Here is an 18,523-nt window from a genome sequence, read left to right on the forward strand (position 1 = left end):
CGAGCACCGCCGCACGCGCGGTGGTGCTCGCCCCCGGGACGCCGACTCCTCCCCCAGGGCTGCCGACGGCACGGGGACAGTGACTGTCCGCCGGTGCCGCGGCGCCGCGGCACCGGCAGATCGCCGGCACCGAGCACTTACCGGCCGAACCCCCCGAGGGAAGCGGTCATGACCATCACCCCACCGACGGCGACCCCCATGCGACGCCTCACCGTCTTCCTCCCCTACGATCCGCACGCCCCACGTACCGCGCGCCGCTACACCACCAGGTGGCTCGCCGCCGAAGCCGGTGGGACGCCCCGCGCCTCGGACGCGGTGCTCATCGTCTCCGAACTGGTCACCAACGCCGTCCACCACACGCGCGGCCCGTGCGTGCTGACCCTCACCATGCGGGGAACGCTGCTGGACATCGGCGTCGCCGACGAGAGCGAGGACCTCCCCGAGCGGCAGAGCGTGCCCGGGGAGCGGGGCGGCTTCGGGCTGGCTCTCGTCGCCCTCCTCGGCGACACCGTCACGGTCGTCCCCGCCCTGGGCGGCAAGACCGTGCACGTGACGCTCGACACGGATGCCGCTACTCCTTGACGAAGGCCAGCAGGTCGGGGTTGAGGACGTCGGGGTGCGTGGTCAGCATGCCGTGCGGCAGCCCTTCGTAGCTCTTGAGCCGGCCGTTCTGCAGGAGCTCGACCGACAGGGGTGCCGAGTCGTCGTACGGCACGATCTGGTCGTCGGTGCCGTGTGCGACCAGGACCGGGACCTCGATCCGCCCGAGGTCCTCGGTGAAGTCCGTCTCCGAGAAGGCCTTGATGCACTCGTAGTGGGCGTTGGCCGCACCCTGCATGCCCTGCCGCCACCAGTTCTCGATGACGCCCTGGGACACCTGTGCGCCGGGCCGGTTGAAGCCGTAGAACGGACCGGTCGGTACGTCGAGGTAGAACTGCGCGCGGTTGGCGACGAGGGCGGCGCGGAAACCGTCGAAGACTTCCATCGGCAGACCCCCGGGATTGGCCGCTGTCCGCAGCATGATCGGGGGCACCGCGCCGACGAGGACGGCCTTGGCCACCCTGCCGGGCTCGGCGCGCGCGACGTAGCGGGCGACCTCGCCGCCACCGGTCGAGTGGCCGATGTGGACGGCTCCCCGGAGGTCGAGGGCCTCGGCCAGGGCTGCGACGTCGGCGGCATAGGTGTCCATCTCGTGGCCGGTCGGGCTCTGGGACGAGCGGCCGTGGCCCCGCCGGTCGTGGGCGATCACGCGATATCCCTCGTCGAGGAAGAACATCATCTGACCGTCCCAGTCGTCGGCGCTGAGCGGCCAGCCGTGGTGGAAGACGATCGGCTGGGCGTCGCGCGGACCCCAGTCCTTGTAGAAGATGCTGGTGCCGTCGTTCGTGGTGACCGTGCCCATGGCAGATCCTTCCCACTTGTCTTTCCCGATCGGGGGTTCACGAGAAGCGGCAGTCGCACAGGGCGGCCGGGGCACGTCGACCTGCCGACCGGGGCTGTCACGACCGCGGGCAACTCCGGACATTACCCCCTCACCGGAGGGTGCGCTTCCGGGAGCACGGCGCGGGGCGGTGCACGGTGCTCCCGGAAGTCCGCCCTCCGGCGTCGCCCGCGTCGTCGGCGCGACGCGGGCGGATGTCAGCCGGCGGGCGGTGGGACGAGGACGTCGTCACCGGTGCGGCCGGACAGGTAGTCGGCGACGTTGGCGACCGTGGTCCGGGCGATCTGACCGACGGCGTCCTCGGTGAAGTACGCCTGGTGCGAGGTGATCAGGACGTTGCTGAACGTCATCAGCCTGGCGAGGCGTTCGTCCGTCATCACCTCCAACGACTTGTCCAGGAAGAACACCCCGGCCTCCTCCTCGTACACGTCCAGCCCGACCCCGCTCAGCCGTCCGGCCCGCAGCGTCTCCAGCAGGGCGTCCGTGTCGACGAGACCGCCGCGGCTGGAGTTGACCAGGATGGCGTCGCTCTTCATCAGGCCCAGGGCCTTCGCGTCGAGAAGGTGGTGCGTCTCGGGCAGCAGCGGCACGTGCAGGCTCACCAGGTCCGCCTCGGCGAACAACTGCTCCCGCTCCACGTACTCCATGCCGAGGGCCAGGCAGTCGGGGTTCTCGGCGATGTCCCAGCCCAGCAGGCGCATGCCGAACCCATGGGCGATCCGCGCGAACGCGGCACCGATCTTGCCGGTGCCCACCACCCCGGCCGTCCGGCCGCGCAGGTCACGGCCCATCAGACCGTCGAGACGGAAGTCGAACTCACGGGTGCGGTGCGCGGCGCGCACGATCCGGCGGTTGACCGCCAGGGCCAGCGTCCAGGCGAACTCGGCGACGGAGTACGGCGAGTAGTACGACACCCGGGCCACGGCGAGCCCCAGCTCGCGCGCCACGGTCAGGTCGATGTTGTTGTAACCGGTGGCCCGTTGGGCGATCATCCGCGTGCCCCCGGCGGCCAGGGCGCGCAGCACCTCGGCGTCCAGCGTGTCGTTGACACTGCTGAGGACGATCTCGTGCCCGGCCGCGGTCGGGACGGTGTCCCGGTTCAGGAAGATCCCCAGGCAGCGCAGGTCGTGACGGTCGGCGAGCACCCGCTCGAACTCCGCCTGCAGCAGCGGCTGCTCGTCCGCCAGGACTCCGTACGCAACGATCTCCACGTGCACTCCTCGGTAGCGGCTGTCGGCCTTCCACCTTAGGCAAGGTGAGCGGCGGCCGGGGACCGCGCACGTTTCGTCGAGGGGGTCACCGGTGAACCGCTCGCGCGGTCACCGTCCGTGCGTGGCACTGGTGCCCCGTCGTGCGGCTAGTGTGGTCGAACCGGTGACGGAGGCGGTGGTGACGGTGGAGTGGCGTGAGTACGCCGAACAGATGGCCGTGCTCGCGCGGGATCTGCTGGCCCAGGACTCCGTCCAGGCGACACTGGACGAGATCGCCGCGGCGGCCGTGAAACTGGTGGACGGCTGCGACGCGGCGGGGATCCTCGCGGTCCGCAAGGGACGGGCCGTGACGCTGGCGGCCTGCGGTGACATGGCCGAGGAGTGCGACCGTCTGCAGGGCCGGCTGGGCGAGGGCCCCTGTTTCGATCTCGCCCGCGGCACGGACGGCGAGCGCGTCTACCGGATCGCCGACCTGAGTCGGCCCCGGCCTGCCTGGCGGCGGTTCGCCGCGGAGGCCCGCGGGCTGGGCGTGGGCAGCATGACCGGTGTCCTCCTCTACACCGACGACGAGGACTTCGGCGCGCTGAACCTGTACGCCCGCCGCCCCGGAGCCTTCCGCGAGGAGGTGGAGACCGCCGGCTGGCTGCTCGCCTCGCACGCCGCCGTCGCCCTGGCCGGCGCACGCACCGTCGACCAGCTGGAGCATGCCATGGAGGCCCGGCACGCCATCGGTGAGGCCATGGGCATGCTCAGGGAGCGCCACAAGCTGAGCGAGGCCGACGCCTTCAGCGTGCTGCGCCGGTTCTCCCAGCACCACAACATCAAGCTGCGTGACGTCGCCCAGCAGATCCGGGCCGAGGGCCCCGGGGACTCCTGATCGCCGGTACCGGCCGGCCGCGGCCTGTCACAGCAGGTCCTCGTCCGGTGTGACCTCGACACGGAGCCGGTCGGCGAGCCGGCCGGTGCCGCGCAGTGTCGGTCTCCCGCGGGCCAGGATCGTCACGCGGAGGCCGGGCAGGGCGTGCAGGGGCGTGAGGTCGACCACCGGGGAGGTGGTGCGCCCGAGGCCGATGGTGAGTCTGCGCAGGGCCGGGAACGTGGCCGCCACCCCGCCCAGTCGCGGGTCGTCGACGAGGTCGGGCAGTGTCAGGGAGTGCACCTGGGCGAGCGCGGGCAGCCCGCGCAGTTCCTCCGCGGGCTCGGTGACCGGCAGTTGGAGGGCGCGCAGCCTGGGCAGTGCCGCCAGTTGCGTGAAGAGTTCGTCGAGGGGGGTCGGCTGCCGGACGGCGAGGCCGCGCAGGCCGACCCAGCGGTGCAGGGTGTCGACCTGGAGGTCCTGGCTCGACACCGACAGCCGCGCCACGGACGGGTGCGGTGGCGGAAGCCACGCGTACTGTCCGATCGGCAGCCGGTGCAGGTGCAGTTCCCGCAGGCCGTCCACCGCGGGGATGGCCTCCAGATCCTCCGGCAGCAGGAGTGCGGCGTCCAGGGCGAGGGTCGTGAGGCGGGAGCCCGCCACGTCGGAGATGTCCCGGATCCGGACGGTGGATTCGACGTGCAGGTGCCTGATCCGCGGGCGTCCCTTCAACAACGACAGGTCGCTCAGGGCGGGGTTGCCGGTGATGACGAGCCGGTCGAGCGCGGTGCGCGGCAGGTGCCGGTCGAGCTGCTCGGCGGTGAACGGTCCGTCCAGGACGACTTTCGTGAGCGGCCCGAGGAGGTGCAGGTGCCGGAGCATGGGGTCGCGGTTGACCACGATCTCCAGGTCGTCGAGCCGCATGCGTGCGAGAACCTCGCGCGCGTAGGGCTCGGCCGGGAAGTCCCCCCAGGCCGCGGCCAGGAACTGGCGCAGGACGCGGTTCGGCCGGGCCGCGTATCTGCGCACCAGCGGGAGGCAGTCGACGGTGCCGATGCGGGTCAGCGTCGTGGCGACGAGCAGTTGCACGTCCTCGGGAAGTCCTTCGGGGCCCGGAAGCATGGGGAGGACGTAGGGCCCCAGTTTGGCCACCTCGGTCGCCTGGAGCACGTCCTTGGGCGGCATGAAGGCCTTGAGGCGCTCGGCCACGGCGTCGCGTTTCCCCTGCGGCAGGAACACCGCCTCGGCGGCGCAGCCGGCGGCGAGGAGATGCAGGTTCCACCGCTGGTGGCCCTCGTGCGCGTCGCCCTGGGCCAGCAGGTCGTCGACGACCTTCTCGACCTCGGAGGTCCGGCAGTGGCCGATCGCCAGCAGCACGACGTCCTGCCACTCCTCCTGGGCGGCGTGGCCGAGCAGTTCCTGGAGGCAGTCGCTGTCCTGGAACTCCCGTGCCGCGAGGTAGTCCTGGAAGGTGCGGTGGATGAACTGGATGCTGTCCTGCGTCCGTTCCTCCAGCACTCCGCTGCGGTTGAGCATGTGCCGCAGCACGGCACCGACGGAGTGGCGCACGTCGGGCATGCCTCTGAGGACGGGGAGGAGCTGGCCCTCGGCCTGTCCGTGGGAGAGCTGCGACTGGCCGTTGCGCACCAGCCAGACGGCGATGCGCTGGAGCAGGAGCTGATGCCGGTCCGGGGCCAGCCTGATGCCTTCCGGATCGGAGATCCTGCGCTGGGTGTCCCGTTTGCCGAGCAGCATCTTCAGCGCCGCCGTGTACAGCTCGGGGCGGCTCACCGGAAGCTCTCCCCCGTTACGGCGGTGCAGGGCGCAGATCACCGCGCACAGCAGGGGGGTCCGGGCCAGGTTGCGCAGCGCCGGGTTACTGGTGAACTTCCCCTTCAGCGCGGCCTCGAGTTCGGCGAGCTGCCCGTACTCGTCGGGCGACAGGGTCCGTTCCCGGCGGGCGGTGTCGTGCCAGGCGTGGACGAAGGCCTGGATGTCGGTGTCCCGCATGGGCAGCAGGCGCAGTTCGCGGAAGTTCTCGTGGCCGAGCCAGTTCGCCTCCACGGCCAGCGGCCGTACAGTGACGAGGCAGCGCAGACCGGGGTACTCGGCGAGCAGGTCGCCGAGCCACTGGCGGGCGTCCGTCCGGTCGCCCCGGGGAACCTCGTCGAGGCCGTCGACCAGCAGCAGTCCTCGTCCCGCCGCCAGGACCCTGCGTGCCCAGCCGGGCGGGGCCTCGTCGGTCATCAGCCGGGCGGCCCGGTCCAGTTCGCCCGGCCGGGGGAATCCGTCGCCGTTCGCCCGGAGGCTGCGCAGGGGGACGACGAACGGCACCAGTCCGTTCATCGGCGCGAGGCTGCCGCCGAGGGTGCCCGACGCGGCGTGGGAGGCCAACCACCACACCAGCGTGGTCTTGCCGGCGCCGGCCTCGCCCCGCAGCAGCACACAAGGCCCTGCCTCCGCCAGCAGGCGGTCGACGCGGCCGGGACGGGAGGGGGTGCCGGTGGAACCGGCCGGCGGCTGGGTGGTCTCCGCCTCCAGGTGGAGGTAGGCGGTGTCCAGGTCCCAGCGGGACTCGTGGGTGGTGAGTTCGTCGAGGCCGATGATGTCGATCTTGCGGTAGCGGTTCTTGACCGCACGCCGGTACTCCTGTTCGAACTCCTCGTCCCGGCGGTGGGTCTCGGTGACGTCCTCCGGCCGCGGGGGGAGGTGTCCCGCCTCGGTGGTCACCGACGTCCGCAGTTGCCGCGCCTCGACGGGGGCCGCCTCGATCCGCAGGTGGTCGCGTCCGCGGGGGACGCCGGTGACGATGCCGAGCAGCACTCCGCCGGCGAGGACCGGGGCGCCGGAGAGCCCGGCGAGCGGGGAGGAGCCGTCGTCGGTCTCCGCCACCGGTCCGCGGGCGAACTCGCAGACCATGACGTCGGGCCGCAGACGGCTCGCCAGGGGCAGCACGGTGACCTGGTACTGGTCGCATTCGATGTCGCCGGTGCCGGGATCACGCTGCACGGCGGGGAAGCCGATGATCTGGCAGTCGGTGACGGGCTGCGCGGTGGCGATCCGGCCCAGGCGCATGCGGCCCAGTGGCTGGAGGAAGTCGGGGCCGACCACTTCGTTGCGCGTGCGCAGCAGGGCGAGGTCGCGGTCGGCGTCGAGCCACCGCACTTCGCAGGTGACCCACTCGGAGCTGTGCGGGTGGATGATCTCGGCGGTGCGCGGGGGCCGTGTGGGGACGATGACGAGCTTCGGCGGTCTGCTCCTGAGGTCGGTGACGTTCTCGGGGTGCCGGACACGTGCCCGGGGCGGGCCGGTCAGCACGTGGGCGGCGGTGAGGACGTGCCGGGGGCCGATCAGCACCCCGGTGCCCTGGAGGGCTCCCCTGACCAGGACGACGCGGTCGGCCGACGAGGTGGCGCGCAGCACGGGCGGCTCAGTCGCCGGTGGGGCGCCCGAAGCGCGTGGTGCCGCCCCGGGCCGGGTTGCCCACGCTCCACGCGCTGTTCGTGCGGGCGTCCTTGGGCGTGAGGGTGAAGGCCACCTTGTGGACCCGCCCGGTGGAGCGCGTGACATCGGCCCCGGCGTCCACGACCCACGCGCGGACCTTGGCGCCCGCCTTGTCCTCCGAGCGCAGCTCGACCGTGAACTCCATCTGGATGTCGCCCATCTCGAAGACGACGTCCTGCCCCGCCGCCCGGCTCGCGGCCAGGAGGAGCTGGTCGCGGACGGCCTGGACCGCGTCCGCCAGCTCGATGCCGTTCCGACCGTCCGTGTCACTCATCGCGCTCCCCCGTACCTGTCTCCCAGGTGGCGAATGTACCGGGAGCGGCGCCTCGAAGTGAGCTGAACGAGAAGGGAGTTCGGCGCCGGCTCGTCCGCCGGGGCGGGGCGGCACGTCCGTGAGCGGGTGCCGCCCGGTCACCGGGGCCCGGACCGGACGGCGGTACCGCTCTGCGCTCCCGCTCCTCAGCCGGTCGCGAGTTCCGGGCGGACGAGGGTGCCCGAGCGGCCGTGCACGATCTCGTACGCCGCGTCCAGCGCCCCGATGGCGGCCAGTCCCCCGGTGCGTTCCACGAACCGGGCGGCGGCCTCGGCCTTCGGCCCCATGGAGCCGTCCGGGAAACCCTTGCGGCGCAGCTCCGCGGGGGTGGCGTCGAGGACGGGCTGCTGTGCGGGGGTGCCGTAGTCGTCGTAGACGCAGGGGACGTCGGTGAGGATGAGCAGGAAGTCCGCCTTCAGGTCCTCGGCGAGCGAGGCGGCCGTGAGGTCCTTGTCGACGACCGCCTCCACGCCGGTCAGCGCGCCGGTGTCCCGGTCCTCGACGACCGGAACGCCTCCGCCGCCGGCGCAGATCACCAGGGTGCCGCCGTTGAGCAGCTCGTGGACGGTGTCGGTCTCCAGGATCCGTTCCGGTGACGGCGAGGGCACGACACGGCGCCAGCCGGCGGCGTCCGGGGCGATGTGCCAGCCGCGCTCGCGCGCCAGGGCGCGGGCCGTGTCGCGGGAGTGGACCTGGCCCACGAACTTGGTGGGCCGGTGGAAGGCCGGATCGTCGGCCCTGACGAGGGTGTGGGTGACCAGGGCGGCGACGTGGCGGCCCGGCAGGGCGTCGTGCAGGGCGGTGGCCAGCAGGGAGCCGATCATGCCCTGGGTCCGGGCCCCGAGCAGCGGCAGGGGGCAGGGGGCGCCGAGGGTGGGATCGGCGGCGCTCTCCGCGGCGAGCGGGCCGGTCCGGGGGCCGTCGCCGTGGGTGAGGACGAGTTCGTGTTCGCGGGCGAGCGCGGCCAGGGCGATGGCGACCCGGTCGATGTTCGACTGCTGGACGGCGGCGTCGGGGCGTTCGCCGCGGCGCAGCAGAGCGTTGCCGCCGAGGGCGACGACTATGCGCATGGCTTCGGTCCTCCAGAGTGGCGACGAGTACGGCCTTGATGGTGTGCGGTCGGTCCGGGGCCCAGGCCCTCCGGGCCGGGCGCCGGCAGCCCGGGCTCTCCCCTCGCTGTGGTGCTGGGCATCCCTGTGGTCCTGGGCATCCCCGTGCTCCTCGGGAACTCGCCGCGGATGGCGCGTTCCGTGATCGATGCTCGTCCGCCGTGGCCCGTCAGGACAGCGGCCGCACGGGCCTGCGGCGGTGCCGATGGTCCCTGCCGCACGGCCCGTGCAGCCCGGCCGGGGCCGCGATCGGGGCAGGCGGCATCCTCATGGCACCGCGGCTCCGGAGAGCGGCGACCGTGTGCTGCGCAGGGCCGGTTCCACGCGGGTCGGCGTCGAGGCCGCCCGCGACCTGCGCGGAGTCCGGCCGGTGGGCGTCCGGCACCGGAAGCGTCGCCTCCGGGGGAATCGCGGGGGTGACGTCGGCGCTCGACCGGGTGTCCGTGGCGCCTCCGTTCCGGTCGGGACGACGACGGTGCACGGGAGGCCGCGCGCCCCGTCCCCCTCCGTCTTCCCGTCCTCGTCGTCCTCGGAGCCCGCGGGCCGCACCGCCGCGACGGCCGCGGGCCCCGACGGTTCGCCGCCCACCCGGCCCAGTCGGGTCCCGGCATGTGCGCGCCGTGCTCGGCCTGGCGCGTCCCGGCACCGGTGAGGCGTCGCACGCCCGTCCGCCGCCCGGCCCGTCCGCGTTGCCGGACCGCCGAGCGGCTCCCCGGCTGGCGCGGTGGCGCGGGGCCCGGCAGCGTGGATACGCGGATACGCGGATACGCGTGAACAACGACGGCTGAGCGAGGTGACCATGCAATCCGAGCCGGTACCACGGGTGGTCGTGGGTGTGGACGGATCTCCGACGTCGTATGCGGCGCTGCGGTGGGCGGACCGGTACGCACGGACCGTCGGCGGTGTCGTGGAGGCGATCCACGTCTGGGACACGCCGTCCTCCGCGGGCTGGAGCGGGCCGGCGATCGATCCCGACTTCGACCTGCAGCAGGCACGGGAGCGCTTCGCGGCGGAGTTGCGCTCCGTCTTCCCCGGGGAGCGTCCGGCGCGGCTGAGGGAGCACCTCGTCGAGGGCGATCCGTCCGAGGCCCTGATCCAGGCCTCGGAGGGAGCCGAACTCCTCGTCGTCGGCCGTCGGGGCCGGGGCGGCTTCGCCCGGGCGATGCTGGGATCGGTGGGCCAGCGCTGCGCCCAGCACGCGGCCTGCCCGGTCGTCGTCGTCCCCCGGGAAGGGGACACGGCTCACTGAGCGCCCGCCGGGAACCTCGACGCACCTTCCCGGCGGGACGCGGCCGGTTCACCCGCGGGTACTCGTGCGGGGGCCCGCCCCGGCATCGCGGTCGGCCTCGTCGGCGTTGGCGCAGCGGACCTCGAGCCGTACCTCGGGGGCCTGGGCCAGCGTGTTCGTCACCGTGCAGTGCGAGACCACCGCGCGCAGCGCGGCCAGTCGGTGCGGCGGCAGGCCCGGGGCCAGGACGCCGAGGGAGATCCCGGCCACCCGGGGCGGCCGGTCGTCCGCCATGCGGAACTCCGCGCGGACGGACAGGCCGTCCCGGTCGGCGCCGTGGCGGTCGAGGAAGCGACCCGCGTAGTGCGCCGCGCAGGAGGCGACGGCGGCCACGAGGAGTTCCACCGGGGTGGGGGCGGTGTCCTTGCCCCCGTCCGACAGCGGTTGGTCGACCGTCAGGACGTGTCCGCGCACCCGGACCTCGTACGCGTCGCCGGTGATGGGCACCACCTCCGCCGCTCCGGGCCGGCCGCCGGGTTCGGGGTCCACCGCGGCGGCCTGGAACAGCAGCAGTCCGGCGAGCCGCCGGGCCTCCTCGGCCGTGAGCGACGCCCACAGTTCACCGCCTTCGTCGTGGGACTCGAAGGAGGTGTCCAGGACGACGCGGCCCATCGGGACCGGCAGTCCCTGTGGCGCGAAGCGGGTGACGTTGAGGGTGCGGCCACAGCGCGTCTGCATCTTCATTTCGGCTCCCTGTCTGCTGGTGCCGCCGCGGCTGCCGGGCACTGCGCTTGCCAGTGCACCGCCCGGGTGCGGAGCCGTCAGGGGTCGAACGGTCCCCGCGGGGTCCCGGAGGTCCCGATGCCACCGGGGCGGCTCCGGGCCGCCTGCCGCCTCGGGCGTTCAGGCGTCGTCGGCGGGGGTGATCCGGCGGCCGGTCAGCCGTTCGACGGTGATGACCACCCACAGCGTGCGCCGTCCTCCGGCCCAGGGGGCGCTGTGGGCCCGCTCGTCGAGACGGCGTACCGCGGCAGGGTCGGTGACGGCCCGCGCGGGCCCCACCGCCAGGACGCTCCAGCCCTGGCTCATGGCCTCGTCGATGTGGTCGGCCTCGAAGGCCACCTCGTGGCCGACCGCGGCGGAGAGGGTGGTGTCGGGCGCCGTACGGAAGGCGATCGTCCCGTCGACCACCTCGTAGTTGACGGGGAACACGGCAGGGCCGTGCTGCGTGGTCAGCGAGATGCGCCCGATGCCGTGCGTCGACAGCAGGGCCCGGCACTCCTCTTCGCCCAGGTCCCGCAGGCGGGGGTGGTAGAGCGCCTGCCCCTGTCCGGGAGGCCGCTCCTGGCCGCCGCCCTGGAGTTCGAGGAGTGTGGTTCCCATCGCGTCGGCCAGACGCATGAGGGTCCCGAGGCTCGGATCGGCCGGGTGCGTCTCCAGGTAGTCCAGGTAGGCGGGTGAGATACGGGCGCGGTCGGCGGTCTCCGCCAGGCCGAGGCCCCGCTGCCGGCGCGCCTCCGCCACCCGGCGGCCCACGTCGCCGGGGCCGGCGACGGCCGTCCCACCGCCCCCGGTCTCCGCGTACGCGTCTCCGGACGTCGGTGCGCCCGGTGCCGCCTCGTCGTGGCCGGGGTGATGGATGTGGGCGTCCGGCCCGGGGAAGACGAGCGTGATGTCACCCGTGTCCGACCACCGCACGTCGTACGGCGGGGTCCCGTCCTGGTGGTGGAGGCCGACGATCTCCCCGTCACGCCGGACGATGCCCGTGGCCGGGCTCTCGACGATCAGCCGGTCCCCAACATGTGCGTGCATGACCGTGCCCTCTCGCTGCGGATCCCCTTCCAGCATCGCTCCGCGAGGCCGACCGCACCACAGGGCCGATGGTCCCCTCTCGCCGAGGCGCTCGCGGGCGTCGGCGGGCGGCGCGGGGCTCAGCGGCTGCGCAGAGCGGCGAGCGCCGCGTCCAGGTCGGCCGCGCGCGGGCGGTTGTGGGGCAGCTTGCCGAGCACGGCCGCCATGCCGCAGGTGTTCGTCAGGGCGGAGAAGACCAGGCCGCCCGCGATGCCGGCGGAGATGAGCAGCAGGGCCGGGTGCACGAGCAGGCCGAGGAGGAGACCGAGCAGGACCAGGCTGCCGGCGGTGAAACGGACCTGGCGTTCCATGCTCCAGCCCGCCCGCGTGTCGCATGCGGCCGGTGTCTGCAGGTCGTGCCCCTCGGCGGCCCAGGCGCCGGTGCCGCCGACCAGGGTGGCGGTGCCGATGCCCTGCTCGGCCAGGAGCTTGCAGGCGTTCTCGGAGCGGGCTCCGGAGGCGCACACCACGAGGACGTCGCCGCGCTCGGCGGCGTGCCGGATCTCCGGCAGCGCGCGCCGGATGTGGTCGAGGGGGATGTTCACCGCGCCGGGCAGGTGGCCGGAGACGTACTCGGCGGGCGTGCGCACGTCGATCACGGTGAACTCGTGCAGCCGGGTGCGGGCCTCGTCGGTGCGGAGGGCGGAGGGGGCGGAAGGACTGGTCATGACAGAGGGGGTCCTTGAAGGTCGGTATGGGGTGGTAGTGACGCGAACCGGACGTATAATACCCCTGGGGGTATTGATCGAGGGGCGTGCACCGAGGAGTGGTCGTGGAACTGGGGCTTGCGGGCGCGGATCTGGCGGCCGTGCTGAACCGGCTGCGCCGTGCGCAGGGTCAGATATCCGGTGTGATCCGGAGGATCGAGGAGGGACGCGACTGCGAGGACGTCGTCACGCAGCTCTCCGCGGCCTCCCGCGCGCTCGACCGGGCCGGTTTCGCGATCATCGCGACCGGCCTGCAGCAGTGCGTGGCGGACATCGACTCGGGGCGCGGGGGCGGAGAGGACCCGCACGCGGTGCGCACCCGGCTGGAGAAACTGTTCCTGTCGCCGGCGTGAGCCGGCGTGCCGCGGGGGCCGTCACAGCAGCGCGTCGATCAGCATGAACGCCGCCACGGCCAGCAGCACTCCGGCGAAGATCCGCTGAAGCGTGTCGCCGGTGACCTTCGCGGCCAGCCGTTTCGCGTCCCATGCGCCGAGAATCGCGGCCCCGACGAACGGGCCGACGACCGCCCAGTCCAGCTGCTGGACGGTAGCCGCACGCGTCGCCAGTGCCGCCACGGAGTTGACGGTGATGACCAGCAGGCTGGTGCCCACCGCGTTGCGCATCCGCATCCCGACCACGCCCACCAGTGCCGGTACGGCGAGGAAGCCGCCGCCGACACCGAGGACGCCGGTGACCGCGCCGAGCCCGGCCCCGGCCCCCGCGGCACGCGCCTGCCGCACCGGCACAGCGCCCGCCGCGGCCGGCGCGGACCGCATCATGCGCAGGGCGGCCGCCGCCGCGACGAGGGCGAAGGCCCCCGTCAGCACGGCGGCCGGCACCCGGGCGGCGAGCGCGCCGCCCAGCATGGCCGGGCCGATCCCGGCCGCCGCGAACAGCAGCCCCGTACGCCAGCGCACATGACCGTCGCGGGCGTGCGCGAGCAGCGCGGTGGCCGAGGTCAGGGTGACGATGACCAGGCCGGCGGTCGTGGCCCCGACCGGGCTGAAGCCGAGCAGGTAGATCAGGGCGGGCACGGCGAGCACGCTCCCGCCGCCCCCGAGCGCGCCCAGCGCCACACCGATCACGGCGCCGGCGGCGAGGGCGAGGACGACCGCGCTCACGCGACGGTGCCGTTTCCGCCGCCCGCGTCCACCACCGGCAGCCCCTCTTTCGCCCAGGACCGCATCCCGCCGATCACGTCCACGGCCACCGCGCCACGGGCCGCCAGCAGGTCGGCGGCCTGCCGGGAGCGGTTGCCGGAGCGGCAGATCACGATCAGGGGCCGCGCCTGCGCATGAGCGGGCAGCGCCGCCCCGGCGGCCAGCGCGGACAGCGGCAGGTGCAGGGCCCGGGGGGCGTGCCCCGACTGCCACTCGTACGGCTCGCGCACGTCCAGCAGCACGGCGTCACCCGCGCTGTCGGCGGTGCCGTGGCCGGTGCGCGCGGCCGCTTCCCGCGCGGTCACCCGGCCCGGACCCCCCTGGTCCCGTCGGAAGATGCTCATGTGGTTTCTCGCTCCTGTTTCCCGTGTCGCTACGGACGGTCGACCCGGTACGGACGGTCGGCGGGGGCCGGTGCGGCGCCCGGCGCCGTCAGGGGTTCCGGACGGTGAGTCCCGCGGCCGCGGCGGCGTCGAAGGAGTCGTCCACGGCGACGACGTCCCGGCCGGCGGCGTCCAGCAGGGAGGCGGCGATGGCGGCCCGCGCGCCGCCCGCGCAGTGCACCCACACCTCACCCTCGGGGACCTCCGCCAGGCGGCGGTGCAGGGTGTGGACCGGAATGTGGACCGAGCCCTCGATGTACCCGCCCGCCCGCTCCGCGCCACGCCGGACGTCGAGGACGACGACTCCCTCCGCCGGGTGCCGGCCCGCGAGGTCGGCGAAGTCCGCCCGCGGGAAGGAGACCGGCGCCTCGCCCTCGCGCACCCACCGGGCGGGCTCGCCGGTGGCGGCGGCTGCCGGCCTGTCGATGCCGACCCGGACCAGCTCGCGCTGGGCCGAGGCGAGTTGGGCGGGCGATTCGGCGAGCAGGGTGACCGGCTTGCCCCACGGAATCAGCCAGGCCAGGTAGGTGGCGAGCTGGCCGTCGGCCTCGAAGTTGAACGAGCCGGACACATGCCCGGCGGCGAAGGCGACACGGTTGCGCAGGTCGACCACCCACTCCCCCGCGGCCAGCCGGGCGGCGACCTCCTCGGCGTCGGCCACCGCGGGCGGGGTGAGGTCGACGGGAGCCGGTCCGGCGGCGTTGGCCGGACCCATGTGCGCGTAGTAGGCGGGGATGTCGTCCAGGCCGGCCAGCAGTTCGGCGACGAAGGTGTCCACGTCCCGGACGAGGGCCTCGTTGGACGCCTTCTCCTTGCCGATGGTGGTGGCACCGCCCTCCGCCTGGGAGGAGGAGCAGAAGCTGCCGAACCCGTGGGTGGGGAGCACCGCCGCCTCCTCCGGCAGTTCGGCGGCCAGCCTGTGCACGGAGGCGTGCTGCGCACGCGCGAGGTGCTCGGTCAGTCGCGGTTCGACGAGGTCGGGGCGGCCGACGGTGCCGATCAGCAGCGAACCGCCGGTGAACACCGCGACCGCCGTCCCGCCCTCCTCCAGCGCGTAGGAGGTGTGGTGCGGCGTGTGGCCGGGCGTGGCGAGCGCGCGCAGGGTCAGGCCGGCGTCGACCTCGGCACGGTCGCCGTCGCGCACCGGCACCCGCGCGAAGGAGACCCGGGCCCCGGCGGGGACGTGATAGGCCGCCCCGGTGATCCGGGCCAGCTCCAGGCCGCCGGTCACGTAGTCGTTGTGCACGTGCGTCTCCACGACGTGGGAGATCCGCACCCCACGCCGTACGGCCGCCGCGATCACCTGGTCGACGTCGCGCGGCGGGTCGACGGCCACCGCCGTCCGCTCACCGCCGGCGAGGTAGCTGCGGTTGCCGAGACCCTGCACCTCGATCGTGTCGACGAAGAACACGAGGTACTCCCTTCCAGTGGAAAATTACCCCGGGGGGTATATTCACGAAGGTAACACGAGTACCCCGGGGGGTATTTTGGAGAGTAGGGAGAGTCCCGGGGAACACCCCCACAGACCGCTCGCCCGCACCGGACACCCGTCCGCTGCCGCGCCAGCCACGAGAAGGGCCGTCCTCATGCGCTACGACCGCACCGTCCACCTCGACACCGACTTCGCCACCGCCGTCGCCCGCACCCGCGACGCCCTCGCCGCCCAGGGCTTCGGCATCCTCACCGAGATCGACGTCACCGCCACCCTCAAGGCCAAGCTCGGCGGCGCCGCGGAGGACGTGGAGGACTACCTCATCCTCGGCGCCTGCAACCCGTCCCTCGCCCACCGGGCCCTGGACACCGACCGCACCGTCGGCCTGCTCCTGCCCTGCAACGTCGTCGTCCGCCGCGACGGCGACCGCACCGCCGTACAGGCCCTCGACCCGGACACCATGGTGACCCTGACCGGCAGCGACGCCCTCCGCCCGATCGCCGAGGAGGCCGGGCGGCGCCTCGACGCCGCCCTCGCCGCCCTCACCGCGACGGACCTGAAAAGCTGACGGCGGACACCGCCCGTCACCGTTCCGGGTACGGCGTCGCCCGTTCCCGGTGCGCAGCGGGCGGCGCCGCGCCCGGAACGGTGACGCGCCGCGCGGGCGGGGTCAGCCCTGTGCCGTGGGCCGCACGATCAGCTCGTTGACGTCCACGTCCGCCGGCCGGTCCACGGCGAAGGCGATGGCGTCGGCGATGGCCGAGGCGGGAATCGCCAGCTGCGCGGCCGCGGCCCGTGCGGCGGCCTGCGCTTCCGCCGAGCCGCCGCGGTCGGTCAGCTCGCTCTGCGTGAAACCGGGACTGACGACGGTGACGCGGATGTCCCGGCTCTCCTGCCGCAGCCCCTCGGACAGTGCCGCCACGGCGAACTTGGTGGCGCTGTAGACCGCGGCGGTCGGGTCCACCCGGTGCCCGGACACCGAGGACACGTTCACGATGTGCCCGCCGCCCTGCCGCCGCATCTGGGGCAGTACCGCGGCGATGCCGTGCAGCACGCCGCGCAGATTGACGTCGATCATCTGCTCCCACTCCGCGATCCGCAGGTCGGCGAGGGGGGACAGCGGCATCACCCCGGCGTTGTTGATCAGCACGTCGATGCGGCCGTACTCCTCGAGGCCGGCGGCGGCGAACGCCCGCACGGAGTCGAGGCTGGTCACGTCCAGCTCCCGGTGGGCGGCGGAGGCTCCGCCGGCCCGCAGTTCCCCGGCCAGCGACGCGAGCCGCCCGGTGCGGCGGGCGCCGAGGAACACCCGATGTCCCAGCCCGGCCAGCCGGCGGGCGGTGGCCTCCCCGATGCCGCTGCTGGCTCCGGTGATGAGGACGGTCTTCGCGGGTGCCGAGGTGGTCGTCGAATCTGTGGACGTGGTCATGCGTGCTCCTTCGGTGTTCGAGCGGCAGCCGCCGCTCACCGAAGTGCACCGCGCGGCGCCGGGGGCCGGAAGGCAGCGCGAGCCTGGGTGCCGGGCACCCAGGCTCGCGCTGCCTGGTTCGGCGCGGGGCGGCGCCGCATGCTGACGGTGCCGGTCGGTGACGGCGGCCCACCCCGACGGAGGTCCACTCCGGGGGAACCGCCGCCACGCAGTCGAGACCGCGGTGCGACACGGACAGGAAGGGAAGTCGTCATGAGTGACGAACGCGAGATCCAGGAGATACTGGCCCGCTACGTACGGGCCACGGACCGGCGGGACGGCAAGGCGCAGGGCGCCTTGTTCACGGAGGACGCGGTGGTGCAGAGCTTCTCCAGGACCGGCCCCGACGGCTACGAGGCGGTGGCGCCGCCCCTGATCGGCGGAGCGGCGGTGGCCTACGCGGTCGACAACTACATGGCCCCGCATCCCGCGGGCGGCTCCAGTCACCACATGACCGCCGACCACCTCATCGAGGTCGACGGCGACCGCGCCCACATGAACGCCCAGTTCGTCGTCTTCCGCGTTCAGGCCGCCTCGCGTCCCGAGACCGGCCGGCCGACCGGTGCCTTCGGCGCGCAGGGCACCGTGCAGCCGATCGAATCCGGTTACTACGACACCGATCTGCTGCGGATCGACGGCGAGTGGAAGATCGTGGGCCACCGCATCCAGCTGGACATGCCGTACGTCATCCCGGGGGTCTGACACGGCCGGGTCCGACACGGCCGGTGGTCGCGGGCGATCGTCCCGCTCTCGGTGGGGCCGGCACCTCGCACAGGAGGACAGGAGGACAGGTCATGATCACGCACCTCACCGTCCCCGGCCGTCCCAGGGCGGCGGGGGCGGGCACCGCTAGCATCGGTGCCATGACGGCACGGGACAACGAACTCGGCGTGTTCCTCCGCGCGAGCCGCGCACGGGTGAACCCGGCCGACGCCGGACTCTCCGGCGGGGTCTCGGGACGACGCGTCCGCGGTCTTCGACGCGAGGAGGTCGCCGTGCTCGCCGGGGTCAGCGCGGACTACTACGCCCGCCTGGAACAGGGGCGCGAGCGCAACCCCTCGGCGCAGGTGATCGGTGCCGTCGGGCGCGCGCTGCGCCTCGCGCCCGACGCGCGCGAGCATCTGTACCGGCTGGCGGGGCTGAACCCCCGGCTCGGCCCGGACAGCCCGAGGGACGAGGTGCACCCGGATCTCCTGCGCCTGCTGGAGGCCTTCCCCCGGGCGGCGGCCTACGTGCTCGGCCCGGCCTTCGACGTGCTCGCGGTCAACCCGGTCGCCGACGCGCTGCTGTCACCGTTCGGGGACGAGCGGAACATGCCGCGCATCCTGTTCACGCACCCCGCGGCCAAGACGGTGTTCACGGACTGGGAGCTGCTGCGGCGCAGCACCGTCCACGCGCTGCGGCTGAACGCGGGACGGTTCCCGAATGACGCGGGCATCACCAGCGTCGTCGCCGAACTGAGCGCGGTGTCGCCGGAGTTCAGCGCACTGTGGGACGACCACGATGTCGGCGGTCTCACCCGGGCCTTCAAGGTGTTCGTGCACCCCCGGGCAGGACGTATCGAGCTGACCTACCAGACGTTCGACGTGCTCGACGCTCCGGGACAGCTGCTGCTGGCCGGCACCCCGGAGCCCGGAAGCCGCAGCGAGGAGGCCCTGACCTACCTGGCCTCGACGGCGGAGCCGGCCTGAACCCCACCGCCTGCGCGGACCGCCCTCGCCTCCCCTGGGTGCCGTACACCCGGGAAGACGCTGCCTTCCCGCGCTCCGGCCCGCACCGCACGCCGGCCCCGGCGCCCGCTGGCGCCGCATCGTCGTGCGCGACGACGGAACGATCCTCGACATCGTCGCCTACGACGTC

The 18,523-nt window shown here is 73.6% G+C and carries 19 protein-coding genes; 7 read left to right on the forward strand and 12 right to left on the reverse strand.

The window, feature by feature from the left end; genetic code table 11:
* Positions 1-168 precede the first annotated feature (168 nt).
* Positions 169-582, forward strand: coding sequence for an ATP-binding protein (locus AB0N31_RS04055; RefSeq protein ID WP_366056768.1), 414 nt, complete (start codon positions 169-171; stop codon positions 580-582).
* Here the strand turns inward: AB0N31_RS04055 and AB0N31_RS04060 are convergent.
* Positions 572-1,402 (reverse strand): alpha/beta hydrolase, encoded by an 831-nt coding sequence (locus AB0N31_RS04060; RefSeq protein WP_366056769.1) that lies wholly within the window; start codon positions 1,400-1,402, stop codon positions 572-574. The genes AB0N31_RS04055 and AB0N31_RS04060 overlap by 11 nt on opposite strands.
* A gap of 236 nt (positions 1,403-1,638) precedes the next feature.
* On the reverse strand, positions 1,639-2,652 hold the full coding sequence (locus AB0N31_RS04065) for a 2-hydroxyacid dehydrogenase (protein ID WP_366056770.1): 1,014 nt from the start codon (positions 2,650-2,652) through the stop codon (positions 1,639-1,641).
* A 211-nt stretch (positions 2,653-2,863) separates the two neighbouring features.
* Here AB0N31_RS04065 and AB0N31_RS04070 point away from each other — a divergent pair, with 211 nt between their 5' ends.
* The gene (locus tag AB0N31_RS04070; RefSeq protein ID WP_366056841.1) at positions 2,864-3,529 is read left to right on the forward strand and encodes a GAF and ANTAR domain-containing protein; all 666 of its coding nucleotides are present in this window, start codon (positions 2,864-2,866) and stop codon (positions 3,527-3,529) included.
* Between the two features lie 27 nt (positions 3,530-3,556).
* Here AB0N31_RS04070 and AB0N31_RS04075 read toward each other — a convergent pair whose 3' ends face one another.
* The 3 genes from AB0N31_RS04075 to AB0N31_RS04085 form a co-directional block, all read right to left on the reverse strand.
* Positions 3,557-6,931 (reverse strand): NACHT domain-containing protein, encoded by a 3,375-nt coding sequence (locus AB0N31_RS04075; RefSeq protein ID WP_366056771.1) that lies wholly within the window; start codon positions 6,929-6,931, stop codon positions 3,557-3,559.
* Between the two features lie 7 nt (positions 6,932-6,938).
* A complete protein-coding gene (locus tag AB0N31_RS04080; RefSeq protein ID WP_366056772.1) occupies positions 6,939-7,286 on the reverse strand; it encodes a trypco2 family protein in 348 nt (115 codons plus the stop codon).
* A gap of 185 nt (positions 7,287-7,471) precedes the next feature.
* Positions 7,472-8,395, reverse strand: coding sequence for a carbamate kinase (locus AB0N31_RS04085; protein WP_366056773.1), 924 nt, complete (start codon positions 8,393-8,395; stop codon positions 7,472-7,474).
* Between the two features lie 838 nt (positions 8,396-9,233).
* Between AB0N31_RS04085 and AB0N31_RS04090 the strand changes: the two genes are divergently transcribed.
* Complete coding sequence (locus tag AB0N31_RS04090) at positions 9,234-9,683, forward strand: universal stress protein (protein WP_366056774.1); 450 nt, start codon at positions 9,234-9,236, stop codon at positions 9,681-9,683.
* Between the two features lie 48 nt (positions 9,684-9,731).
* Here AB0N31_RS04090 and AB0N31_RS04095 read toward each other — a convergent pair whose 3' ends face one another.
* From AB0N31_RS04095 to AB0N31_RS04105, 3 genes are all read right to left on the reverse strand, one after another.
* Positions 9,732-10,406 (reverse strand): OsmC family protein, encoded by a 675-nt coding sequence (locus AB0N31_RS04095; RefSeq protein ID WP_366056775.1) that lies wholly within the window; start codon positions 10,404-10,406, stop codon positions 9,732-9,734.
* 159 nt (positions 10,407-10,565) lie between these two features.
* The gene (locus AB0N31_RS04100) at positions 10,566-11,474 is read right to left on the reverse strand and encodes a pyridoxamine 5'-phosphate oxidase family protein (protein ID WP_366056776.1); all 909 of its coding nucleotides are present in this window, start codon (positions 11,472-11,474) and stop codon (positions 10,566-10,568) included.
* A 119-nt stretch (positions 11,475-11,593) separates the two neighbouring features.
* Positions 11,594-12,181: a rhodanese-like domain-containing protein gene (locus AB0N31_RS04105; protein ID WP_366056777.1), complete on the reverse strand. Its 588-nt coding sequence runs from the start codon at positions 12,179-12,181 to the stop codon at positions 11,594-11,596.
* A gap of 104 nt (positions 12,182-12,285) precedes the next feature.
* On the opposite strand from AB0N31_RS04105, the gene AB0N31_RS04110 reads away from it, so the two are divergent.
* On the forward strand, positions 12,286-12,573 hold the full coding sequence (locus AB0N31_RS04110) for a metal-sensitive transcriptional regulator (RefSeq protein WP_366056778.1): 288 nt from the start codon (positions 12,286-12,288) through the stop codon (positions 12,571-12,573).
* Between the two features lie 21 nt (positions 12,574-12,594).
* On the opposite strand, the gene AB0N31_RS04115 is transcribed toward AB0N31_RS04110, so the two are convergent.
* From AB0N31_RS04115 to AB0N31_RS04125, 3 genes are all read right to left on the reverse strand, one after another.
* Complete coding sequence (locus AB0N31_RS04115) at positions 12,595-13,341, reverse strand: sulfite exporter TauE/SafE family protein (protein WP_366056779.1); 747 nt, start codon at positions 13,339-13,341, stop codon at positions 12,595-12,597.
* Positions 13,338-13,724 (reverse strand): rhodanese-like domain-containing protein, encoded by a 387-nt coding sequence (locus AB0N31_RS04120; protein WP_366056780.1) that lies wholly within the window; start codon positions 13,722-13,724, stop codon positions 13,338-13,340. Before AB0N31_RS04120 ends, AB0N31_RS04115 begins: the two co-directional genes overlap by 4 nt.
* An 88-nt stretch (positions 13,725-13,812) precedes the next feature.
* Positions 13,813-15,174 carry an MBL fold metallo-hydrolase gene (locus tag AB0N31_RS04125; protein WP_366056781.1) on the reverse strand — a complete coding sequence of 454 codons (1,362 nt, stop codon included), beginning with the start codon at positions 15,172-15,174 and terminating at the stop codon, positions 13,813-13,815.
* A gap of 175 nt (positions 15,175-15,349) precedes the next feature.
* On the opposite strand from AB0N31_RS04125, the gene AB0N31_RS04130 reads away from it, so the two are divergent.
* Positions 15,350-15,763, forward strand: a complete 414-nt coding sequence (locus tag AB0N31_RS04130) for a DUF302 domain-containing protein (RefSeq protein WP_366056782.1) — start codon at positions 15,350-15,352, stop codon at positions 15,761-15,763.
* Between the two features lie 102 nt (positions 15,764-15,865).
* On the opposite strand, the gene AB0N31_RS04135 is transcribed toward AB0N31_RS04130, so the two are convergent.
* The gene (locus tag AB0N31_RS04135) at positions 15,866-16,624 is read right to left on the reverse strand and encodes an SDR family oxidoreductase (RefSeq protein WP_366056783.1); all 759 of its coding nucleotides are present in this window, start codon (positions 16,622-16,624) and stop codon (positions 15,866-15,868) included.
* Between the two features lie 252 nt (positions 16,625-16,876).
* Between AB0N31_RS04135 and AB0N31_RS04140 the strand changes: the two genes are divergently transcribed.
* On the forward strand, positions 16,877-17,365 hold the full coding sequence (locus AB0N31_RS04140; protein ID WP_366056784.1) for a nuclear transport factor 2 family protein: 489 nt from the start codon (positions 16,877-16,879) through the stop codon (positions 17,363-17,365).
* 161 nt (positions 17,366-17,526) lie between these two features.
* Positions 17,527-18,354 (forward strand): helix-turn-helix transcriptional regulator, encoded by an 828-nt coding sequence (locus AB0N31_RS04145; RefSeq protein ID WP_366056785.1) that lies wholly within the window; start codon positions 17,527-17,529, stop codon positions 18,352-18,354.
* The last annotated feature ends 169 nt before the right edge of the window (positions 18,355-18,523 follow it).

The sequence above is a fragment of the Streptomyces sp. NPDC051051 genome, assembly GCF_040682975.1.
In the GTDB taxonomy this organism is placed as follows: Bacteria; Actinomycetota; Actinomycetes; order Streptomycetales; family Streptomycetaceae; genus Streptomyces.

Bases quoted from the DNA above. Each gene is read 5' to 3' on its own strand.
- AB0N31_RS04140 (WP_366056784.1), top strand. From the start codon at position 16,877: ATGAGTGACGAACGCGAGATCCAGGAGATACTGGCCCGCTACGTACGG.
- AB0N31_RS04145 (WP_366056785.1), top strand. From the start codon at position 17,527: ATGACGGCACGGGACAACGAACTCGGCGTGTTCCTCCGCGCGAGCCGC.
- AB0N31_RS04085 (WP_366056773.1), bottom strand. From the start codon at position 8,395: ATGCGCATAGTCGTCGCCCTCGGCGGCAACGCTCTGCTGCGCCGCGGC.
- AB0N31_RS04070 (WP_366056841.1), top strand. From the start codon at position 2,864: ATGGCCGTGCTCGCGCGGGATCTGCTGGCCCAGGACTCCGTCCAGGCG.
- AB0N31_RS04095 (WP_366056775.1), bottom strand. From the start codon at position 10,406: ATGAAGATGCAGACGCGCTGTGGCCGCACCCTCAACGTCACCCGCTTC.
- AB0N31_RS04080 (WP_366056772.1), bottom strand. From the start codon at position 7,286: ATGAGTGACACGGACGGTCGGAACGGCATCGAGCTGGCGGACGCGGTC.
- AB0N31_RS04135 (WP_366056783.1), bottom strand. From the start codon at position 16,624: ATGACCACGTCCACAGATTCGACGACCACCTCGGCACCCGCGAAGACC.
- AB0N31_RS04120 (WP_366056780.1), bottom strand. From the start codon at position 13,724: ATGAGCATCTTCCGACGGGACCAGGGGGGTCCGGGCCGGGTGACCGCG.
- AB0N31_RS04105 (WP_366056777.1), bottom strand. From the start codon at position 12,181: ATGACCAGTCCTTCCGCCCCCTCCGCCCTCCGCACCGACGAGGCCCGC.
- AB0N31_RS04055 (WP_366056768.1), top strand. From the start codon at position 169: ATGACCATCACCCCACCGACGGCGACCCCCATGCGACGCCTCACCGTC.
- AB0N31_RS04130 (WP_366056782.1), top strand. From the start codon at position 15,350: ATGCGCTACGACCGCACCGTCCACCTCGACACCGACTTCGCCACCGCC.
- AB0N31_RS04090 (WP_366056774.1), top strand. From the start codon at position 9,234: ATGCAATCCGAGCCGGTACCACGGGTGGTCGTGGGTGTGGACGGATCT.
- AB0N31_RS04060 (WP_366056769.1), bottom strand. From the start codon at position 1,402: ATGGGCACGGTCACCACGAACGACGGCACCAGCATCTTCTACAAGGAC.
- AB0N31_RS04100 (WP_366056776.1), bottom strand. From the start codon at position 11,474: ATGCACGCACATGTTGGGGACCGGCTGATCGTCGAGAGCCCGGCCACG.